Source organism: Xanthomonas sp. D-36-1 (assembly GCF_017746155.1).
Taxonomy (GTDB): domain Bacteria; phylum Pseudomonadota; class Gammaproteobacteria; order Xanthomonadales; family Xanthomonadaceae; genus Xanthomonas; species Xanthomonas cissicola.
This window is the reverse complement of sequence record NZ_JAGHWR010000062.1, coordinates 1-19,636: the sequence shown is the minus strand read 5'-3', so window position 1 is coordinate 19,636 and position 19,636 is coordinate 1. Positions and strand designations below refer to the sequence as shown.

16 protein-coding genes and 1 pseudogene are annotated in these 19,636 nt (G+C 61.6%); 8 read left to right on the top strand and 9 right to left on the bottom strand.

Translation table 11 applies throughout. The features are described 5' to 3' along the window. Positions 1 to 181: 181 nt before the first annotated feature. Positions 182 to 1,666 carry an MATE family efflux transporter gene (locus tag J7367_RS16400; RefSeq protein ID WP_057662591.1) on the bottom strand — a complete coding sequence of 495 codons (1,485 nt, stop codon included), beginning with the start codon at positions 1,664 to 1,666 and terminating at the stop codon, positions 182 to 184. 381 nt (positions 1,667 to 2,047) lie between these two features. Here J7367_RS16400 and J7367_RS16395 point away from each other — a divergent pair, with 381 nt between their 5' ends. The 3 genes from J7367_RS16395 to J7367_RS16385 all read left to right on the top strand — a co-directional run bounded on the left by J7367_RS16395 (position 2,048) and on the right by J7367_RS16385 (position 4,093). Beyond that, positions 2,048 to 2,743 (top strand): YafY family protein, encoded by a 696-nt coding sequence (locus J7367_RS16395; protein ID WP_057662586.1) that lies wholly within the window; start codon positions 2,048 to 2,050, stop codon positions 2,741 to 2,743. A gap of 57 nt (positions 2,744 to 2,800) precedes the next feature. Then, entirely contained in the window at positions 2,801 to 3,457 is a 657-nt protein-coding gene (locus J7367_RS16390) for a glutathione S-transferase family protein (protein ID WP_057662579.1), read from the top strand. A 228-nt stretch (positions 3,458 to 3,685) separates the two neighbouring features. Then, positions 3,686 to 4,093 carry an RNA-binding S4 domain-containing protein gene (locus J7367_RS16385; protein WP_007967457.1) on the top strand — a complete coding sequence of 136 codons (408 nt, stop codon included), beginning with the start codon at positions 3,686 to 3,688 and terminating at the stop codon, positions 4,091 to 4,093. Between the two features lie 123 nt (positions 4,094 to 4,216). On the opposite strand, the gene katG is transcribed toward J7367_RS16385, so the two are convergent. The 3 genes from katG to mutS form a co-directional block, all read right to left on the bottom strand. After that, on the bottom strand, positions 4,217 to 6,463 hold the full coding sequence (gene katG / locus J7367_RS16380; protein WP_057662576.1) for a catalase/peroxidase HPI: 2,247 nt from the start codon (positions 6,461 to 6,463) through the stop codon (positions 4,217 to 4,219). 462 nt (positions 6,464 to 6,925) lie between these two features. Beyond that, on the bottom strand, positions 6,926 to 7,540 hold the full coding sequence (locus J7367_RS16375) for a DUF937 domain-containing protein (protein WP_007967453.1): 615 nt from the start codon (positions 7,538 to 7,540) through the stop codon (positions 6,926 to 6,928). Positions 7,541 to 7,840: 300 nt separating this feature from the next. After that, positions 7,841 to 10,396 carry a DNA mismatch repair protein MutS gene (mutS, locus tag J7367_RS16370; RefSeq protein WP_057662573.1) on the bottom strand — a complete coding sequence of 852 codons (2,556 nt, stop codon included), beginning with the start codon at positions 10,394 to 10,396 and terminating at the stop codon, positions 7,841 to 7,843. A 268-nt stretch (positions 10,397 to 10,664) separates the two neighbouring features. Between mutS and J7367_RS16365 the strand changes: the two genes are divergently transcribed. From J7367_RS16365 to J7367_RS16350, 4 genes are all read left to right on the top strand, one after another. After that, positions 10,665 to 12,578 (top strand): hypothetical protein, encoded by a 1,914-nt coding sequence (locus tag J7367_RS16365; protein WP_057662572.1) that lies wholly within the window; start codon positions 10,665 to 10,667, stop codon positions 12,576 to 12,578. A 227-nt stretch (positions 12,579 to 12,805) separates the two neighbouring features. Further along, positions 12,806 to 13,372, top strand: a complete 567-nt coding sequence (locus J7367_RS16360; protein WP_244672322.1) for a hypothetical protein — start codon at positions 12,806 to 12,808, stop codon at positions 13,370 to 13,372. A gap of 112 nt (positions 13,373 to 13,484) precedes the next feature. After that, positions 13,485 to 14,105 (top strand): integrase, encoded by a 621-nt coding sequence (locus J7367_RS16355; RefSeq protein WP_139792811.1) that lies wholly within the window; start codon positions 13,485 to 13,487, stop codon positions 14,103 to 14,105. A 26-nt stretch (positions 14,106 to 14,131) separates the two neighbouring features. Then, positions 14,132 to 14,728 carry an RES family NAD+ phosphorylase gene (locus J7367_RS16350; RefSeq protein WP_081027907.1) on the top strand — a complete coding sequence of 199 codons (597 nt, stop codon included), beginning with the start codon at positions 14,132 to 14,134 and terminating at the stop codon, positions 14,726 to 14,728. 103 nt (positions 14,729 to 14,831) lie between these two features. Here the strand turns inward: J7367_RS16350 and J7367_RS16345 are convergent, their stop codons facing one another. Next, complete coding sequence (locus tag J7367_RS16345) at positions 14,832 to 15,569, bottom strand: DNA/RNA non-specific endonuclease (protein WP_057662566.1); 738 nt, start codon at positions 15,567 to 15,569, stop codon at positions 14,832 to 14,834. A gap of 892 nt (positions 15,570 to 16,461) precedes the next feature. On the opposite strand from J7367_RS16345, the gene J7367_RS16340 reads away from it, so the two are divergent. Next, entirely contained in the window at positions 16,462 to 16,932 is a 471-nt protein-coding gene (locus J7367_RS16340; RefSeq protein ID WP_057662563.1) for a hypothetical protein, read from the top strand. Positions 16,933 to 17,068: 136 nt separating this feature from the next. Here J7367_RS16340 and J7367_RS16335 read toward each other — a convergent pair whose 3' ends face one another. The 4 genes and pseudogenes from J7367_RS16335 to istA form a co-directional block, all read right to left on the bottom strand. After that, complete coding sequence (locus tag J7367_RS16335) at positions 17,069 to 17,449, bottom strand: hypothetical protein (protein ID WP_176215051.1); 381 nt, start codon at positions 17,447 to 17,449, stop codon at positions 17,069 to 17,071. Continuing rightward, the gene (locus J7367_RS16330; protein WP_176215052.1) at positions 17,446 to 17,724 is read right to left on the bottom strand and encodes a hypothetical protein; all 279 of its coding nucleotides are present in this window, start codon (positions 17,722 to 17,724) and stop codon (positions 17,446 to 17,448) included. Before J7367_RS16330 ends, J7367_RS16335 begins: the two co-directional genes overlap by 4 nt. A 33-nt stretch (positions 17,725 to 17,757) precedes the next feature. Beyond that, a pseudogene (gene istB, locus J7367_RS16325) lies at positions 17,758 to 18,513 on the bottom strand (IS21-like element helper ATPase IstB); the annotation flags it as partial. Then, positions 18,513 to 19,553 (bottom strand): IS21 family transposase, encoded by a 1,041-nt coding sequence (istA, locus tag J7367_RS16320; RefSeq protein ID WP_209028955.1) that lies wholly within the window; start codon positions 19,551 to 19,553, stop codon positions 18,513 to 18,515. The gene istA and the pseudogene istB, both read right to left, overlap by 1 nt. Between the last annotated feature and the right edge of the window lie 83 nt (positions 19,554 to 19,636).

Below are 19,636 nucleotides of genomic sequence, written 5' to 3'. Positions count from 1 at the left end.
GTTTGGTTGCGGCATCCACGCATGATGCACGCCGCGCCTTGCGGGAATGCCTGCAGCAACCACGCGCGCTCGATCGGGAGTGGTCGGCGTGCAGAGGTTAGTACCCATGGCCCAATGACGGTTCCAGGCGCACGCGCCCGGAATGGCTGCGGACCCGGCGATACGCCTGCCGCAAACGCAACTAACGCTGCGGTGCCCGCGGCCCGCCTGGCGCGTCGGTGAGCGGGGCTGGGTCGGCGACCGGCGAGGCCGGATGCGCCGGCACTTCCGCTGCAGCCGCAAGTTCCGCCGGATGCGTGGGTGTGGTCAGCATGCGCGCCTTGCGCCAGCCGCCCCAGCGGTAATACGCCAGCGACAGCAGCATCGAACAGGCCGAACTGATCGGAAAGCTCCACCACACCGCATCGGCGCCCAGATGCGGCAGCAGCACGTTGGCCAACGGCACACGTACGCCCCACAACGAAAAGGCCAGGATCAACAACGGCGGAATCACCGCACCGGTGGCGCGGACCACACCCGAAACCACGAAGCTGACACCGAATAGCAGGAACGACCAGATCGCGATGTGGTTGAGGTGTCGCGCAACCTCCAGCGTGGCGCTGCCTTCGGGCAGAAACAGGGCCAGGGTCCAGCGATCGAACACGATCAGCAGCACGATCAGCAGGCCCGTCATCAGGAAATTGGCGGCGATGCTGGTACGCGCCACCGCATCCACGCGCGACCACAGGCCGGCGCCCACATTCTGCGCGGCCATCGACGAACAAGCGGCGCCCACCGCCATGGCCGGCATCTGCACATAGTTCCATAGCTGCAATCCTGCGCCGAACGCTGCAGCGGTTTCGGTGCCGAAGCCATTGACCAGCGACAACATGGCGATCATCGACAGCGAGATCATCACCATCTGCAGGCCCATCGGCACGCCTTTGACGATCAACGCGCGCAGGATGGCTGGGTCGATGCGAAACAGCCGCAAGTCGTTTCGGCCCAGCCACAAGACATGGCGTTTTTTACGCAAATACACCAGCAATCCGGCCAGTGCGACGACCTGCGCGATCAACGTGGCCCAGGCCGCACCGGCAATGCCCAACGCCGGAAACGGGCCGATGCCGAACAACAGCAGCGGGTTGAACACGATATCCAGCAGCACCGACAGCAATAAGAAACGGAACGGCGTGCGCGCATCGCCGGTGCCGCGCAATGCAGCCGACAGGAAGGCGAACAGATACAGCGTGGGCATCGCCAGGAAGATCACCCGCAGATAGTCTTCGGCCAGCGCTTGCGAGGCGGCGGGCGTGCCCATGGCGGTCAGCAAATGCGGCGCCAGGTACCAGCCCAGCACGGCGATCACGGCCGACAGCCCGCCGAAGAAGCTCGCGCTGGTGCCCATCACCTTGCGCGCCTGGGCGATATCGCGCGCCCCCATCGCCTGGCCGATCAGGATGGTCGAGGCCATGCCGATGCCGAACACCGAGCCGATCAGGAAGAACATGATGCTGTTGGCATTGGCCGCCGCGGTCAGCGCTTCTTCGCCGAGATAGCGGCCGATCCAGATCGCGTTGATCGATCCATTGAGCGACTGGGCGATGTTGCCGGCCATGATCGGCAGTGCGAACAACAGCAGGTTCTTGCCGATCGGGCCTTCGGTCAGGACAGCGGATTTGGGCATCGCAGTCGTATCGTCGCGCAGAAGGTGCGCACACTAGCATTGCCCGGGTGAGCCCGGATGCAGCGCACTTGCGGCTATGTGGCGTGGGGCGCGCCGATCGTGGAGCACGCTGCGCGCCTTGCCTGGCAGCGGCATGCGAAGCTGCCTAGGGTTTGTGCCTGCATCGCAACGCGGCAGGTGGGCCTGGCGAGGATGGGGAAGCGTGTATCGGCTGGGCTGCAGCCATGGTCGGACGTATTCGACAGCTGGCCTGCTGATGCGCCGGCCGATCACTGCATCGCGGTTGGATTCCTATGGATGCGGCCATTCGTCTGAGACCCGAATGCAGGATCGCTGCGTGGCCCAAAGCAGCAAGGACGCAAAGCCCACTATGCTGTCGCGATGGTGATCCGTGCGACCCGTTTACTGCATCTGCTCGACGCCCTGCGCGGACGACGTCGGCCCGTGGCCGGTGCCCAGCTCGCCGCAGCGCTGGGCGTCAGCCTGCGCACGCTGTACCGCGATATCGCCACCTTGCGCGCGCAGGGCGCCGATATTCTCGGCGATCCCGGCGTCGGCTACGTGTTGCGTCCAGGCTTCCTGCTGCCGGCACTGAATTTCACCGAGGACGAACTGGAGGCCTTGACCCTGGGCGCGCGCTGGGTGGGGCGCCAGGCCGATCCGGAACTGGCGCAGGCGGCGCAGCGCGCGGTGGCGCGCATCACCGCCACGCTGCCCGGTACCCTGCGCGCATCGATCGAGACCAGCGGGCTGCTGGTACCCGCGGCCGATGCCGCGCAACCGGCCGCACCGTGGCTGCCGATCCTGCGTCGCGGCATCCGGCTCGAACACGTGCTGCGGATGGACTACGCCGATGCCGAAGGCGCTGCCTCGCAACGGCGGGTCTGGCCGTTCGCGATGGCCTTTCTCGGCGGCTACGGCATGATCGCCACGTGGTGCGAACTGCGCGGCGACTTCCGCCACTTCCGTGCCGACCGGGTGCTGGCCCTGGCCGACGACGGCGAACGCTATCCCTCGCGCCGGCATCTACTGATCAAGCGCTGGCGCGCGGCGACCGGCTACGGAGCCGACTGCTGACAGCAGCTGTCAGCAGGGCAGGACCAGACTGAAGGCTGTCCACCAGGAAGTCTGCCCATGTCCACCGAGATCGTGCTCTACACCCACCCGCTGTCACGCGGCCGTGTCGCCCGCTGGATGCTGGAGGAAACCGGCCTGCCGTACCGGGCGGTCATCCTCGACTACGGCATCACGATGAAGGCGCCGGACTATCTGGCGATCAACCCGATGGGCAAGGTGCCTGCGCTGCGCCATGGCGACACGGTCGTCACCGAGAACGCTGCGATCTGTGCCTACCTGGCGGACCTGGTGCCGGAGCGGCACCTGGCGCCGCCGCCGGGATCGCCGGCGCGCGCCGATTATTACCGCTGGCTGTTTTTCCTGGCCGGCCCAGTGGAGGCGCTGCTGACCGCGAAGGAAAGCGGCGTGCTGGCACCGGCACGCAGCGCCGGCTACGGCCACGAGGCGGACCTTCTGCAGACCCTGGAACAGGCGGTCGCGGGCCGCGAACACCTGGCCGGCGAGTGCTTCAGCGCGGCCGACCTGTACATGGCGGCGGTGGTGGGTTTCTACACGCGTACCGGCGTGCTGGAGCCGCGTCCTGCGTTTACCGCCTTCGCGCAACGGCATGCCGCCCGCCCTGCGGCACTGCATGCCAACGCTACCGACGATGCGTTGATCGCGGCGCATCCGAACCCGGACATGCCGCGCACCGTGGATACAACGAACAGCTAGCGGAGGCGGCGGTTCGCCGGCGGTCGTGCCCTGCGGTGCGGACCAAGCCGCACCTGGTCCTGCCCGCTTGAGTTTCGCAGCCGTGGCCCAAACATCGGGTGTGGCGCACGCCATCGTCGCCGAAGACGCCGGCAACCGAGCCGGCGTTTGCGCAAGATCGCAGCGCACGCACGCACGCATGCACTGCGCGCTGCGCAAGCCAACGCACGACACGAGACCGCGAGACGAATGAATCTAGAGTTGGAACAGGCGAGGACGGTCAGGCTGGATGTCTGGCTGTGGGCAGCGCGCTTTTTCAAGACGCGCAGCCTGGCCAAGAACGCAGTGGAAACCGGCAAGGTAGACGTGGCTGGACAGCGTCCCAAGCCGTCGCGCGCGGTGCGCAGCGGCGAACAACTGCGTATCGACCGCGGCGGCGAAATCTTCGAGATCACCGTTGCCGCGCTCAGCGATGTGCGCGGCCCGGCGCCGGTCGCGCAGGCGCTGTACATCGAAAGCGACAGCTCGCGCGAGGCCCGCGCGCAATGGCGCCAGCAGCGCGCTGCCGAGCGCACCGGCTACCGGGCGCCCGAGGGTAAACCGGACAAGCGTGCGCGACGCCTGATCACGGCATTGGGCGATATCGACGCGTTGTAGCGCACTGTCGCAACAGGCTGCCATGCAATAGACCCGCAAACGCAAACGCCCCGGTGATTCGGGGCGTTTGCGTTACCAGGCACACGCACCTGCGTGTTGGCAGGTGGGTGTGAGTGTGGACGCTTAGGTCAGATCGAAGCGATCCAGCTGCATCACCTTGGTCCAGGCGGCGACGAAGTCGTGCACGAACTTCTCCTGCGCATCGGCGCTGGCGTAGACCTCGGCCACCGCACGCAGGATGGAGTTGGAGCCGAACACCAGGTCCACGCGCGTGCCGGTCCAGCGAAGGTCGCCGGTGCTGCGGTGGCGGCCTTCGAACACGTCCTTCGCCTCCGAGGTGGCCTTCCACTCGGTGCGCATGTCGAGCAGGTTGGCAAAGAAGTCGTTGCTCAACACACCCGGGCGGCTGGTGAAGACGCCGTTCTTGGAGTCATCCACATTGGCGCCCAGCACGCGCAGGCCGCCGACCAGCACGGTCAACTCCGGTGCGGTGAGGGTGAGCAGCTGGGCCTTGTCGATCAACAGCGCTTCGGCCGGCACTGCGTAGCGGCGCTTGGCGAAGTTGCGGAAGCCATCGGCCACCGGTTCGAGCACGGCGAAGGATTCCACATCGGTCTGTTCCTGCGACGCATCGGTGCGGCCGGGTGCGAACGGCACGGTCACCTGGTGGCCAGCGGCTTGCGCTGCGTGTTCCACTGCGGCGTTGCCGGCCAGCACGATCAGGTCGGCCAGCGAGATCTTCTTGCCACCCGATTGCGTAGCGTTGAAGTCGGCCTGGATGCGTTCCAGCGTTGCGAGCACCTTGGCCAGTTGCTCGGGCTGATTGGCCTGCCACTCCTTCTGCGGGGCCAGGCGGATACGCGCACCGTTGGCGCCGCCACGTTTGTCCGAGCCACGGAACGTGGAGGCCGACGCCCATGCAGTGGATACCAGGTGCGCCACGCTCAGGCCCGAGGCCAGGACGGTCTGCTTGAGCGCGGCGGCGTCCTGCGCATCGACCAGTGCGTGATCGACCGCCGGCACCGGGTCCTGCCACACCAACTCTTCAGCAGGCACATCAGCGCCGAGGTAGCGTGCGCGTGGGCCCATGTCGCGGTGGGTGAGCTTGAACCAGGCGCGAGCGAAGGCATCGGCGAATTGTTCGGGATGCTGCTGGAAACGCCGCGAGATGGCCTCGTACGCGGGGTCGAAGCGCAGCGCCAGGTCGGTGGTCAGCATCGTCGGGCGATGCTTCCTGGAGGCGTCGTGCGCGTCGGGAATGATGGCGTCGGCGTTCTTGGCCACCCACTGATGCGCGCCGGCCGGGCTTTTGCTCAGCTCCCACTCGAAACCGAACAGATGGTCGAAGTAATCGTTGCTCCATTGCGCAGGCGTGGTGGTCCAGGTGACTTCCAGACCGCTGGTGATGGTGTCGGCGCCCTTGCCGCTACCGTAGCGGTTATGCCAGCCGAAGCCCTGGCTTTCCAGCTCGCCGGCTTCGGGTTCGGCGCCCACGTTGTCGGCCGGGCCGGCGCCGTGGGTCTTGCCGAAGGTGTGGCCGCCAGCGATCAGCGCCACGGTCTCTTCGTCGTTCATGGCCATGCGCGCGAAGGTGTCGCGGATGTCGCGCGCAGAGGCGATCGGGTCGGGGTTACCGTCCGGGCCTTCCGGATTGACGTAGATCAGGCCCATCTGCACGGCGGCCAGCGGGTTTTCCAGGTCGCGGGTATGCGGCACCTGGCTGTCGTCGTCCTTCACCAGCACCCCGTGCGCTTCGTCCACGCCCGGCGAGCCGCGCGAATAGCGTTCGTCGCCACCCAGCCACTTGGTTTCGCGGCCCCAGTACAGGTCCTGATCCGGCTCCCAGGTGTCTTCGCGGCCGCCGGCAAAACCGAAGGTCTTCAAGCCCATCGATTCCAACGCGATGTTGCCGGTGAGAATTATCAGATCGGCCCAGGAAATGGCCTGGCCGTACTTTTGCTTGATCGGCCACAGCAGGCGGCGCGCCTTGTCCAGGCTGACGTTGTCCGGCCAGCTGTTGAGCGGGGCGAAGCGCTGCTGCCCACGTCCGCCGCCGCCACGTCCGTCGCCAATGCGATACGTGCCGGCGCTATGCCAGGCCATGCGCACGAACAGCGGGCCGTAATGGCCGAAGTCGGCCGGCCACCAGTCCTGCGAATCGGTCATCAACGCGTGCAGGTCCTGCTTGAGCGCCTGCAGGTCCAGGCGCTTGAACGCGTCGGCATAGTTGAACGACGGGCCCAGCGGGTTGGATTTGCTCGAATGCTGGCTGAGCAGATCCACGCGCAGCTGCTTGGGCCACCAATCGCGATTGGTGGTTCCGGTACCGACGACGGCGTGGTTGAACGGGCACTTTGCTTCGGTGGTCATGGCAATACCTGTGTGCAGGAGCACTTGGGGAGCTGCGTGCCGAAGGTGCCGGCACGTGCTGGTGGAATCGAAATCGCGGGCAGTGCTTAAGACTGAGTCATCAGGAATGGGGATTTGCGTGCGATGTGGGCTGCGCATGGTCGCCTCGGTTGCCGATGCTAGCGCCTGCCTGGGTAGCCCGGAATGCATCGACGGGCAGTCTGGTAAGGAGCGCAAGCAAGCGCATGAGGCGGACTCATCGTGGTGGCGTTCGCACACGATAAAGAGCATCGATCATTTGGTGAATTCGAATTATTCAACCATATCGATAGTGTGCTGCTATGGATAGCACGCCAGTGCCCGACCAGCGTGCCGCACGCTGATCGCGGCGGAGTTGCAGGCCATGGACACGTTCCTGCAACGGATGCACGCAAAGGATGCAGGCAATGGATGCATGTGATGATGCGTCGGAAACTCAGCGTCTCAGCGTTTGCCGAACAGGGCGCCGCCGAGCTTCATGACATCGCCCAGGCCCAGTTGCCCGTCGCCGTCCTGGTCCAGCACGCTGGTCAGTAACCCGCCGGCGGCGGGATGGCTGCGTACCTGCTGATGCTCCTGGGCCAGCGCAGGCCCGAGCCGGCTGCTGGATGCGGCATCGCCGCCCAAAAAGCGCTTGGCCAGATACGCCATCACGATCGGGGCAAGCAGTTGCAGCAACTGACTGGCCTTGCTGGTCTCCAGCCCGGTGGCCTGGCCCAGGCCGGCAGCGGCCTGCGGTGCCTTGTCGCCGAACAGATGGCCGACGATGCCGGCACCGTTGCCCTGCGCGCCGGTGGCCGAGCCACCCAACAGTGAGCCGAGCAAGCTGCCGAGATCCGGGCTGGCAGCATGGTCGCGTTGCAGTGCGCCCAGCAACGCTTCGGTGCCACCGGCCTGCTGGCTATTGCGGCCCAGCGCGCCCATCAGCAGCGGCAGCGCGGCCTGCACTGCCGACCGCGCCTGCTCTGGCGCAATGCCCAGGCGGCCGGCGAGCTGCTGCAGCTGCGGGCCCTGCAATTGCGCAGCAAGTTGATCGGTCAATGAAGCGGATGTGGTCATCGGAAGGTTTCCTGTCTGGCGAAGCCTTGCGGCAGGGTGCGCCCGTCGCGCCGACAGATCAATCCAGCGACCTGCACACGCGCCACGATGCAGGACTGGGCAACCACGCAACGATGCGGTCACGACGTCCAACTCCGCGAACAAATCCCGCAAAGCAGCATCCAAAATCGATCCCCAATTCCTGCAGGACAATGCATCCGCAAGCGCAGCAAGCGCAACTCACGCAGCTACGCTCTTACGATTCCCGATTCCCGATTCCCGATTCCCGATTCCCGATTCCCGATTCCCAAATCCCAGCTCTCAAAGCAACGCCTTCAACCGATACAGCGCCTCCAGCGCCTGCTTGGGCGTGAGCTCATCCGGGTCGAGCGCCTGCAAGGCTTCCTGTGCAGCGGAGGAGGGTGCGGTGAACAGTCCGAATTGTTGCGGCGCATCCAGTGCGGTGGGCGCCATCTGCGCGCTGTGGCTTTCGCCACCGCGTTGTTCCAGTTCCGCCAGGCGCCGGCGCGCCTGCGTCACCGCCGCCTTGGGCAGCCCGGCAAGTGCGGCCACCTGCAGGCCGAAACTGCGATTGGCCGGCCCATCTTTCACTGCGTGCATGAACACCAGACGCTCGCCGTGTTCGACCGCGTCCAGATGCACGTTGGCGATACCGCTGGCGCCACCGGCATGCGATGCGTCGGCCAGTGCGGTGAGCTCGAAATAATGCGTGGCAAACAGCGTGTAGCAGCGATTGGTCTGCGCCAGATGGCGCGCGACTGCATCGGCCAGTGCCAGGCCATCGTAGGTGGAGGTGCCGCGGCCGATCTCGTCCATCAGCACCAGCGATTGCGGCGTGGCGTGATGCAGGATGTAGCTGGTTTCGGCCATTTCCACCATGAAGGTGGACTGCCCGCGCGCCAGGTCGTCGCCGGCGCCGATGCGGGTGAGGATGCGGTCGATCGGCCCGATCACCGCACGGCTGGCCGGCACGTAGCTGCCGATATGCGCCAACAACACGATCAGGGCGTTCTGCCGCATGTAGGTCGATTTACCGCCCATGTTCGGGCCGGTGATCACCAGCATGCGGCGATCGCTGTGCAGGTCCAGATCGTTGGGTTCGAACGGTTGCTCGCGTACCGCCTCCACCACCGGGTGACGGCCGCGTTCGATGCGCAGGCAGGGAGTGCTGTCCAGTTCCGGCTGCGACCAATCCAGTGCTTGCGCGCGCTCGGCAAAGCCGGCCAGGACATCCAGTTCGCTGAGTGCACCTGCGCAGCGCTTGAGACCTTCCAGCTCGGTACCAAGCGCGTCGAGCAGACCTTCGTACAGCAGTTTTTCGCGCGATAGCGAACGCTCGCGCGCGGACAGCACCTTGTCTTCGAAACTCTTGAGTTCTTCGGTGATGTAGCGCTCGGCGTTGGTCAACGTCTGCCGGCGGCTGTAGTGCAACGGGGCTTTCTCCGCCTGGCCCTTGCTGATCTCGATGTAGTAGCCGTGCACGCGGTTGTAGCCGACCTTGAGCGTGGCGATGCCGCTGCTGGCGCGCTCGCGTTGTTCCAGGTCGATCAAGAATTGATCGGCATTGGTGGACAAACGACGCAGCTCATCCAGATCGGCGTCGTAGCCGGTGGCGATGACGCCGCCGTCGCTGAGCTTGAGCGGCGGCGTCTCGGCCACCGCGCTGATCAACAGATGCGCGGTGGCATCGTGCTCGCCAAGTTCGGCATGCAGCGTCTGCAGGCGCGGCGAATCCAACGGTGCCAGGATTGCGCGCACCTTCGGCAATAGCGCCAGGCCATCGCGCAAGGTGGAAAAATCGCGCGGCCGCGCCGAGCGCAAGGCCACGCGGGTGAGGATGCGTTCCAGATCGCCGAGCGCACGGAAGGCTTCGCGCAGATCGGCATCGGCAGCTGCATCGATCAACGTGCCGACCGCATGGTGGCGCTGCACCAGCACATCGCGCAGGCGCAGCGGACGGTGCAGCCAGCGCCGGAGCAGACGCCCACCCATCGGCGTGACGGTGCTGTCCAGTACGCCGAGCAAGGTGTTGCGGGTATCGCCATCTACGCGGGTGTCCAACTCCAGATGCCGGCGCGTGGCCGCGTTCATCGAGATGGCCTCGCTGGCCACTTCCATCGCGATCGAGGTCAGGTGCGGCAAGCGCTGTTTCTGGGTCTCTTCGACATACCCGAGCAATGCGCCGGCGGCCGCCGTGGCGCAAGGTTTGTCGTCGATGCCGAAGCCGGACAGATCGTGCAGTTTGAAGAACGCCAGCAGCTGGCGCCGGCCGCTGTCGGCATCGAACAACCACGGCGGCCGGCGCCGCACGCCGATGCGCCCGCGCAGGAAGTCGGGCCAGTTGTCTTCGTCGGGCACCAACAGCTCGGCCGGTTCCAGACGCGCGATTTCCGCTTCCAGCGCATCCACGCTGTCCACTTCATTGACCAAGAAGCGCCCGCCGGCCAGATCGGCCCAGGCCAGGCCGTAACCGTGCTTGCTGCGCGAGATCGCCATCAACAAGGTATCGCGGCGCTCGTCCAGCAGCGCCTCGTCGGTGACCGTGCCGGGCGTGACAATGCGCACCACCTTGCGCTCGACCAGCCCCTTGACCAGCGCCGGGTCGCCGATCTGCTCGCAGATCGCCACCGACTCGCCCAGTGCCACCAAGCGCGCCAGATAGCCTTCATACGCATGCACCGGCACCCCGGCCATGGGAATCGGCGCACCGCCGGAGCTGCCGCGCTGGGTCAGGGTGATGTCGAGCAGCCGCGCGGCCTTGCGCGCGTCGTCGTAGAACAGCTCGTAGAAATCGCCCATGCGGAAGAACAGCAGCAGATCGGGGTAGTCCGATTTGGCTGCGAAGAATTGCTTCATGGCAGGCGTATGTTCTTGAGGGGCCTTGCCAGGCTTAGAAATGTCTGAGGAAACAATCACTTATGAATTTGCTCTGTAACGGAACTGACGGTCAAAAGAGGGTTGTCGCGGGCAGTAGCGGTCTTTTTTGTTGCGACCGTGTTGCGACGATTCAAAGCGAGACCCAATTTGGCATGTTGCGACGATTTCGCATGGTAAGAAAAGCGTATGTTGATGTTGCGACGTGGGTTGCAACCGGCAGCACTCGCATGACAGCAATGGAGGATGCATGAGCAAGACGTCGGAGTTGCCAGATCTGCCGAAGAGGCGCGGGTCGCTCAAGTTTAAGCTGACCTACGCCCAAATCCTGAGCCTGTCGGTGGATCGGATACCCGTGCTGGACAAAGCGGGCAAGGTCAAGCTGGTGGAGCGGGACCCTGAAGAGGCCGGCGAACCCTACCGCTTGGTGGACGGAAGTGACAAGGCTCCCTCCGGTTTTAGTTTTCGGGTAGGGAGAACCAAGTCCACATACGAGGTGGTCAAGCGTGGGCCGACGGGCATCCGCCGTTTTTCCTTGGGCAACGTCACCGACATGGGGCTGGACGAAGCCTACGAGGTAGCCAAGGGGCACTTGTCGATGCTCAGGCAGACCGGGACCAATCCGGTGCAACAGGAGCGCGCAGAACTCCGAGCCAAGCGTCGAGACAAGCGCTCGGAAGACATCACGCTTCGGCAATGCATGGAGCTCTACATCGAGCGCATGGGAGAGCGGGCCAAAAAGAAGAAGGTGAAGCAGGTCAGTGTCGAGGCTGTCCGCAGTAGCTTGGCTCGTTTGGAGCGACCCGAGGTGGGCCTGGCCGATCTGAAAATTCGGGACACGCGAACAGAGGACGTGGTGCGGGGATACGATGCGTTGCGCAAGAGCGCCATGCTTCGCTCCAACCGTATCCCGACCGCCATGCGTCAGGCCTTGGCATCCCACGACGACTGGGCCCAGCTTTCCACAGCTCAGCTTGGAGAACTGGGCATCGCCGGGAAATACATTCAACGGGTGAGGGCCGCAGGACTCGCCGCTGCCGAGCACACCTTCACCGATGCAAAGCGCTCCGTGGACCTGTTCAACGAAGTGGAACAAGAACAGGCACACGAGACTCGACGGGAACCCAAGATAATCTACAACCCGTTCCAGGCCATCTACAGCAAGGATCTACTTCGCGGGGCTCAGGACCTGCGCAACCACTACAGCCGGGCTGAGGTGCGCAATCCGTTGGGAGATGACACGCTGCCCAAGGTGATGAAGGTCATCCTGGCTCGCCGGGATGAGCAGGGCGGTTTGAATGCCGCCGGTGCCGATTACCTGCTGCTGACTTTGTTGTGGGGCACCCGGCGCAGCGAAGCAGCCGCGTTGCGGTGGTTCGACCGGTGCACGCCGGGAGAGCTGACTCAGCGTGAGGTGTCATGGGTGTCGTTGACGCCACCGGGGCAGATCAATCCTTTCACCCGCCGCGAGGGGTCGCAGGTCTACTTGTTCGACACCAAGAACGGAGACGAGCGCTATTTGCCAGTGACCTATTTCGCCGAGCAAGTGCTTCAGCGGCGTCTGGAGGAGCGCTTGGACGATACCGAGGCGAAGAAGGAGGTCGCGACCATGGAAGGCTTGCTTCGAGCAGCTAAAGCCAAAGGAGCCAGACGGGAGCTGATCAAGGGATTGGAGGCAGAATTGGAGAAGGCCCGCCATGCCCTTGACCGAACCCGCTACGTCTTCCCGGCGCGTTCGAGCCGCAGCCGCTCGGGGCACTACTCAGACAGCAAGAGCATCGTGGCCAATGTCCGGCGCGATGCGGGTTTGTTGAATCTCAGCGAGGACATCGACATCGGACTGACCCCGCACGACCTCCGTCGGACGATGGGGCGCTACGCGGCGCATTTGTTCGGAGAAAGCCGCATCGTCTCGCAGCTCTTGCACCATCACACCCGCGGGCAGGGCCAGGACAGGATGGCCGCGGTGTCGGAGCGCTACACCGAGCAGGAGTGGTCCAAGTTGCGAGAAGCAATGGGGCGAGTTGAGGAGGCGATGGTCGCCAAGAGTCCGCGGGTGTGGAACCGACTGAAGGGGACGGACAAGCCGAGGCTGGACGAGGCCAATGACCCTCCGGTTACTATCTTTGCTCAACGGAACCAGCGGACCGCATTGGATGATTGAGGTTGTTCGCAGTGAAGAGGACTACCGCGCGCTGTTAGAGGCCGCGCTGGACCAGGAATTGGAGCGTGCAAGAGCTGGGCTGACGCAAACCGTCAGCAGCAAAGCCGCGGCAAGGTTCTTGGGGGTCCACTTCGACACGCTGGGGGAGTGGCGACGGCCGCTCCCCACCGTTGGGACCGCCTTTCCAGAAAGGCGCCGGACTCACAGGTGGCGGGGCCAACCAGCACGTGCGTTACCTCTACGAGGATTTGGTGGAGTGGCAGAAAGCCAGGGCCAGCAAGACGCCCAAAGAGCGACGCCTTGTAGACGAGTTAGAACGACTGAGGCAGCAGGCTCGGGAGCTCGAGCTCCAACTCGAACTGCAGGCGGTCAAGGATCAGGTCGCCCGTATGACAAGGAAGGCGGGCAGGGTGCTCGCCCTCACCACGGTGAAAGAGTGTTTGACCGTCCAGCACGACTGGGTGCTGGTCGGTGGTCGCTTGGTTGGTCATGTATTGACCGTGCCAGGCGATGTGCTGACGGCTGTGACTGTTGCGGATGGAGCAAACAAAGCGAACGATACAAACGAAGCGAATATTGCTCATAAGGTTGGTGAGGTGTGGACCGCTACCCTGGAAGAAGCGCTGCAGGAGCCTTGGGCCAACAACGATGCTCGAGACCCTTTCAGCGAGGCGATGGATACGGCGTTGGGGGAGCTGACGCGGCACGTTGCGCAGGAACGGTCTGCGCAGCGAAGCCGCGACCTTGAAGATAGATTGCCTCCGGCCATTTCCCTGCCCCGCACGCAGTCTTAAAGGCTGCCTGTCTAAAGCGCTACGCAGACGCTCAGTGTGTTACAAAGTTTACAAGGTTGACATAGGGGAGAAGGTGGACTAGAGTGTCTTACAGGCAGGCGGAGAAGCTATCATGCGCAAAATAATGGCACTCGTAACTCAGAACACGACTCCAAAAAAAGCGTGGCATGCCTCTATTGCTGATGTCGGGAGGTTTGAAGGAGTAGCAGACGTTCGCGATCCAGAAGGCTTCTTAGGGGAGCTGGATAGGTTTCTTAACGAAAAGCTTGAGCAGGCTCCTGCGAAGGAGGACGTCGGGGCTATTCTCCAGAGTAAGGCGCGTGCCCTGGTTGCGGAGAAGCGTTGGGAACCTGGAAGAACTGATATCCAAAGGGGGCGTATTGCGCTCCTTGAAGAATTCGAAAGCCCTCATAACTTGTCCCCTGAAAGATTTGCAAAGCTTTCTTTAAAGTCGCGTCAGCAAATTTATAGAGACATTACTTCGCGTCGCTTGCTTGCTATCAGTGCTGGGGCAAGAAAACAGCGGATTCCAGATTGGCAACTCAATGAGGCGCCTCTCGCTTTGACACAGACTATTTTTAAAAGATTTCCAGAGCTGGATTCGTGGACGGTTTATAATATTCTTTCAAGTCCATTAGATGCACTTGACGGAAGTTCGCCGGTTCAAAAAGTCATGCCTGGAAATATTGAGAGCATCGTCGATGTCGTCCTTAATGAGCTTGGATTTCAATAATTAAATTATTGCCAAGGAGGGGTGGGGTGTCGATAATTCCGGATTTAATTTTAAATAGTGGAACTCTTCTTCAGCATATAAGTAGGGTGGATTATCGCGGGCAACCGCTTTATTTCGGTAATGCGGCATTGAATCGATATGATGATCCGAATAAGGTCTATGGTGTGCTCTATTTGGCTTTTGATATAAACACGGCACTTATGGAGTCTATGTTTCATAAGCACAAGTGGCATCGTCGCGCGGGAAGATCGGTGAGTTTGACGGAGGTTAATTCTCGCTTGGTGCGAGCAGTGGGGGTATTAAGTGGGATTCGTCTAGCCAATCTGAATGCTCCGGACACAATAGCGAGGGTTTTTGGGTTGAATCTTGGGCAAATCTCATCGAGGAATTATCGCCACACCCACTCCATCTCGACGCGTGTTTACCAAGACCTGGATTCATTCGGAAATCCGCGGTTTGACGGAATTTTATATCCTTCAAGGAATAATTATCCTGGTAACTGTGTGGCTCTATTTAATCGAGCCGTAAACAAAATAGAAGTTAGCGCAGATATAGATTTGCCAGATCATTCCGGATGGTCTTCTTTTGTTGCTGACAATGCGTTGGCGATATTGAAGCCGTAGGGGGCTAGTTACCTCGCTGCAGATGCGGAAAGTTAGATAGGTAAAGGGTTGCGTGGTAGAGAAGCCCCGCATTGGAAGCTTCTCGTCAATTGCTTTGAAATGATCAGCTCAAGTCACAGCTACTGGGCTGGGGCCAGGTGGTGGCTGGCAGCATCGCTTTGACGTTGGCCGGTGCGGAGATGCCAATCGTGCTGGCGCCAAATGTGTCTTCTAGCTCGTTGATGCTGACGATGTAGCTGTCCAGCGACCCGAGCGTGGCACTGTTCGGAATCAGCCAGCTGATGGCCCGAGACCCTCCACTCGGATTGGCAGTAATGATGGTCTTCCAGAAGAAGTCTGGCGTCCGGATGCCATGGCTTGTTAGGAAGTAATCGTTCGTGGTGTCGCTGTAGATGACGCCGCCGTAGACCTGGACGCTTGCGATATCGCGGTAACACTCGGCGACTTCCTCCGCCCGCACCCAGATGCCTTGGTTGAAGCTGGCCACCTGCGGAACAATGTTCGACATCAGGTTGGCGCGACGGATGTAGGTCGCGTTGTAATCCATGTGGTTCGAGGTCACCAAGTGCCCGCGGTCATAGCCCGAACGCACGCTGGCATAGGACGCACTGGATATCTGGCCGGCGCAGCCGCTGGGAAGTTCGGTATCTAAGTTGAAGCTGGACGGACGCGCCGCCGAGCCGGTATCGGCCTGCAGCACGTATTCGTAGCGCAACGCGGTGCGGTTTGTGCAGTCGTAGTTCAAGGTGTAGCCACCCTTGTTGAGGGTGACCACCTGGGCTTGGGCACCCGCACTGAACGTGGTGAGCAGCAAGATGGTGAGGAAGAGTCGGAATCGCATAGCAGCACATCTCCTTGTGTTTCTGGGGACGCACGAACCCTCCAAACACCGGACAAGGCCGATGCCTGTTGAATGACGTGCGAGTTGACGGAGGTGAAGCAAACAGCCGAAGGCAGCCCAACTGGGCGAGTGGTGGGGGTTACGCCGCGCCCCTTTCGCCACGATGTGGCGCGCGGTCATCATTTGTATCTAACAAACGAGCGCTAGCGTCAATCCTTAATTTCGGAAGGTGTGACCAAACGCCTTCAGCAATTGCCCGCGCGCCAAGCCGCGTAATGGCAAAAACAACAAGTTCGGCGTGTCGCGAGTAGGTCAACCGCATCGCTGTGCCGTGTCAGATTATTGCTGAAAATAGTGTCAGAAATTTCTGAGTCCACCGTAGGGATACTACTCTTGGCGCCGTCTTTCGTGAGCGATTCCTCATAACGTCAAGAACTTGCCGTTCTACCTCCAGCTCCTGCTGAGACAGGCAAGGGCTAGCGGTCAGTTGACATCAAATTGGCGGCGCGCAACCGTAGGGGCTTGGGGGTATTGGGGTTGCTCCAGCTGCGGATAGAACCAACGCTGCTCAATCGAATTTCAATCCAAATACAAACGTGTTGACTTGGGCTGATAGGGGTGGACTTTCAATAATTGATAAGAATGGTGAGAAAGCGACCATATCCCCGGCACTAGCTCTCGCTCATGAGTTTGGACATGCCGAAAATAAGCTGTTCGACCGCGGGGCTTTTGTGATAGACGTTAAGACGTATGATGAGAGCTACAGTAATCAAGAAGAGCGGAATGTGATTGAAGGTTATGAGCAGCCCGCGGCAAATAAACTTGGGGAAGGGGAGCGTGGAGATCATGGTGGAAAGCCAATTGTATTTAAGTGTTCCACCCCGGAGTGTTTATGAAAATCTATAAACAAAAATACGCTAAGTTTAATTTTTTATTTTGCGTAATTTTAACGGCTTTGATTGCTTGCGCGCAGGGGGCGGTTGAAAATGTTGTGAAAGCGTGGGCTACTGCCGAAAAGCTGGATTTTTTCTATAGGGGATTTGATGAGACTGCTCCTCTTAGGTTCTCAGAGGACGAGATGTTGAGTGCCGCCAAGTTCAAGGGTTATGTGACTAAGGAAAGCGAGCTTTCCCGGTTCATTGGTGAGTTGTCAGGCGCGTGTGACGCTGTGGGCGAGCCGAGCGAAGAGCAAATGGATCTGCATGTGCTAATAAAGGCACATGGTAAAAATGGCAAGGAGATGCGCTGGAAGGCTTCCCCATTTCATTTTTACGATTCGACTGTAGGGAAGGTTTGTGTGCTGAAGCCTAAAGATAGTGAGCGGCTTTCTGCATTGATGCAGAAGTTATCAGCGGCGAAGTAATTTGGCTAGGTATGTGCTTGCGGAGGTTGGATGCAGATCTTGGCATCTAGACGTGTATTTTTGCAAAAAAGTAGTTTCATGCCTATTTTTTTTACGAGCCCAGGAAAAGCCTAGGCTCGCAGCAGGCCATTGATCTTCAGGTGGTCAACTGAAGCCAAAGCACCAGTAACACCATGGGAAGGCCACTCAGCACCGAGGTGACCCAAAAAGCTCCCATCACGGTCAGCAGGGTCATCACCCACCACTGCCACCAAGCGAACCCTGTGTCCCGCGCTTGGGCAACCCGTGCTTCCGACGGGTAGAGCTGCTCGGCTTTCCGCAGGCCCCGCCGAGCCATCAGCGGCCCAACGATGAAGCCAAACGGGCCCAGGAAGAGCAGGGACAGCGAATACCAGCAGAAGAATCGGTTGTGCGGGGTGGTCACCTTTTTAGGGGCAGCGCGCATGGCGCCGTCTTTGAGGAAGCCGCCCACAGCGCCGGCTGACGTTCCCACCATCGAATCTGGTTGGGTCTTCATTTAGCGTAGGCCCTCCAGGTGCCGTCGCTCTTGGCGTAGCGCAGGTTCTTGCTCACTGGGATGGGCACTTGCCGGCCTCCGATGTCGATCGCCACCTTGCCCCTCGTGTCGCAGCGATAGCCGTCGACGCCCTCCGCCTCAACGCAGCCGGTGAGCTCGAAATTCTGAACGTCGGTGACTTGGCCGGCGCCGCTGTCTTGCAGCAGCCGGACAAAGGCTTCCTTGGCGTTGTCAGATGAGGGCTTGCCGCCGCAGGCGGTCAGGCCCAGGGCCATGGTCAGGATGGGTTCGGCAGTTTGGCGGGATGGAATGAGGCCGGCCTTGCGTTTGTCTTTGAGTCGGAAGCTTTCTCCTTTGATCTGGATGACGTGGGCGTGGTGCAACAATCGATCCAGCAAGGCGGCCGTGAGGGTGGTATCGCCGGCGAAGGCTTGATCCCATTGTCCGAACGGCAAGTTGCTGGTCAGCACCATGGCCGCCTTCTCGTAGCGCTTGGCCACGACCTGGAAGAACAGATTGGCCTGGTCGCGATTCATCGGCAGGTAACCGATCTCGTCGATGATGAGCAGCCGTGGCCCCATCACGTTGCGGCGGATGAAATCGGCCAAGCGATCCTGGCGTTGGGCCGCACTCATGGCCACCATCAGGTCGGCGGCACTGACGAAGCGGGTTTTCATGCCGGCCTGGGTGGCCAAATAGCCCAAGCTGATCGCCAGGTGGGTTTTGCCGACGCCGGAGGGACCCAACAGCACCAGATTCTCGGCCCGCTCGACGAACGCAAGTCCGGACAGTTCCTGCATTGCCTTCTTGCTGGTGCCATGGGCCGCGGTGAAGTCGAACTGCTCCAAGGTCTTGATCACGGGGAAGCCGGCCACCCGGGCCAGCATGTGTCGCGAACGGCTTTGCCGTGTGGTCACTTCATTTTTGAGCAGTCCTTCCAGGAAATCGGCGAAGCTCAGTTGGTTGCTCACCGCTTTGCTAGCCAGTTCCGGGTAGTGCGTGGCCATCGCCTCCAGCTTCAGTTGGCCACACAGTTCATGGATGCGCTGATGTTGCAATTGCATCAGTGCACCTCCGGGAACAATTGCTCATAGACCGACAAGGCGTGCTGCAAGGGCTGTCGGGGAAAGCGTTCCCAGTCCGGTGCTGCCGCTTGGGCGGGCGGGGCCGCTTTGGGCAACTGACCGACGTAGGTCGATGGCACGCCTTGCAGCGCCGCGCATTCTTGCTGCAATTGCTGTTGCGGCACCTTCCCGGTCGTGCCATGCACGCGGGCATTGGCCGTGGTGCGCAACCACGTCAGCACCGCCGTATTGGCGGTATCGGCGTCCAGGCGTAGACCGTCCTGGGCCAGCTTGGACGCCAACGGATTGTAGAAGCTGCGCCGCAGGTAACCGTTGAAGCGTTCGACCTTGCCCTTGGTCTTGGCACGATAGGGGCGACACAGCTTGGGGTCGAAGCCGTAGTGTCCGGCAAAGTCCAGGAAGGCCGGCTGGAAGCGATGTTGGCCCGGACCGTAAGCATCGCGTTCGAGCACAACGGTTTTCATGTTGTCGTACAGCACCTGGCGCGACACGCCGCCGAAGAACGCAAAGGCATGCTCATGGCACGCTAGCAGCGTCTCCAGCCGCTCATCGGTGACAAACTCCACGTAGCTGGCCCGTGACCAGCCTAGCGTAGCCACAAACGCCGACAGTGGATGTTTGCCGCGTCGGAAGACAATCCAGTCGCACTGCAACTGCTGTCCGGGCGGGGTCTCAAAACGCACCAGCGGCTCTTGCGGACGGACCACGCGCAGGCTGCGCATGAACTGGCGCAGCCGCGACATGCCGCCCCGATAGCCCAACAGCGCGATCTCCTGCTTGATCACCGTGGCCGGCAACCAGGCCGGATGCGCTGCGCGAACGCGCTGCTCAATGTAGGTCCGGTACGGGTCCAGCTTGTGTGGACGGACCCGGCGTGGTTGGCGCTGGGCCGCTGCCACATCGCGCAGATAACGCCGCACTGTATTGCGCGATACCTGCAATTGCCGGGATATCTCCCGGATGCTCATGCCCTGTCGGGCCAATATCTTGATCTCCACTTGTTCCTCTACGGTCAGCATGGCCCTGCAAAAGGGCCAAAGGCTACGGGAGGCGGGTCAATTTGAAGTTGCTGCGGTGGGTCAGATTAAAAGTGCTGGTGACA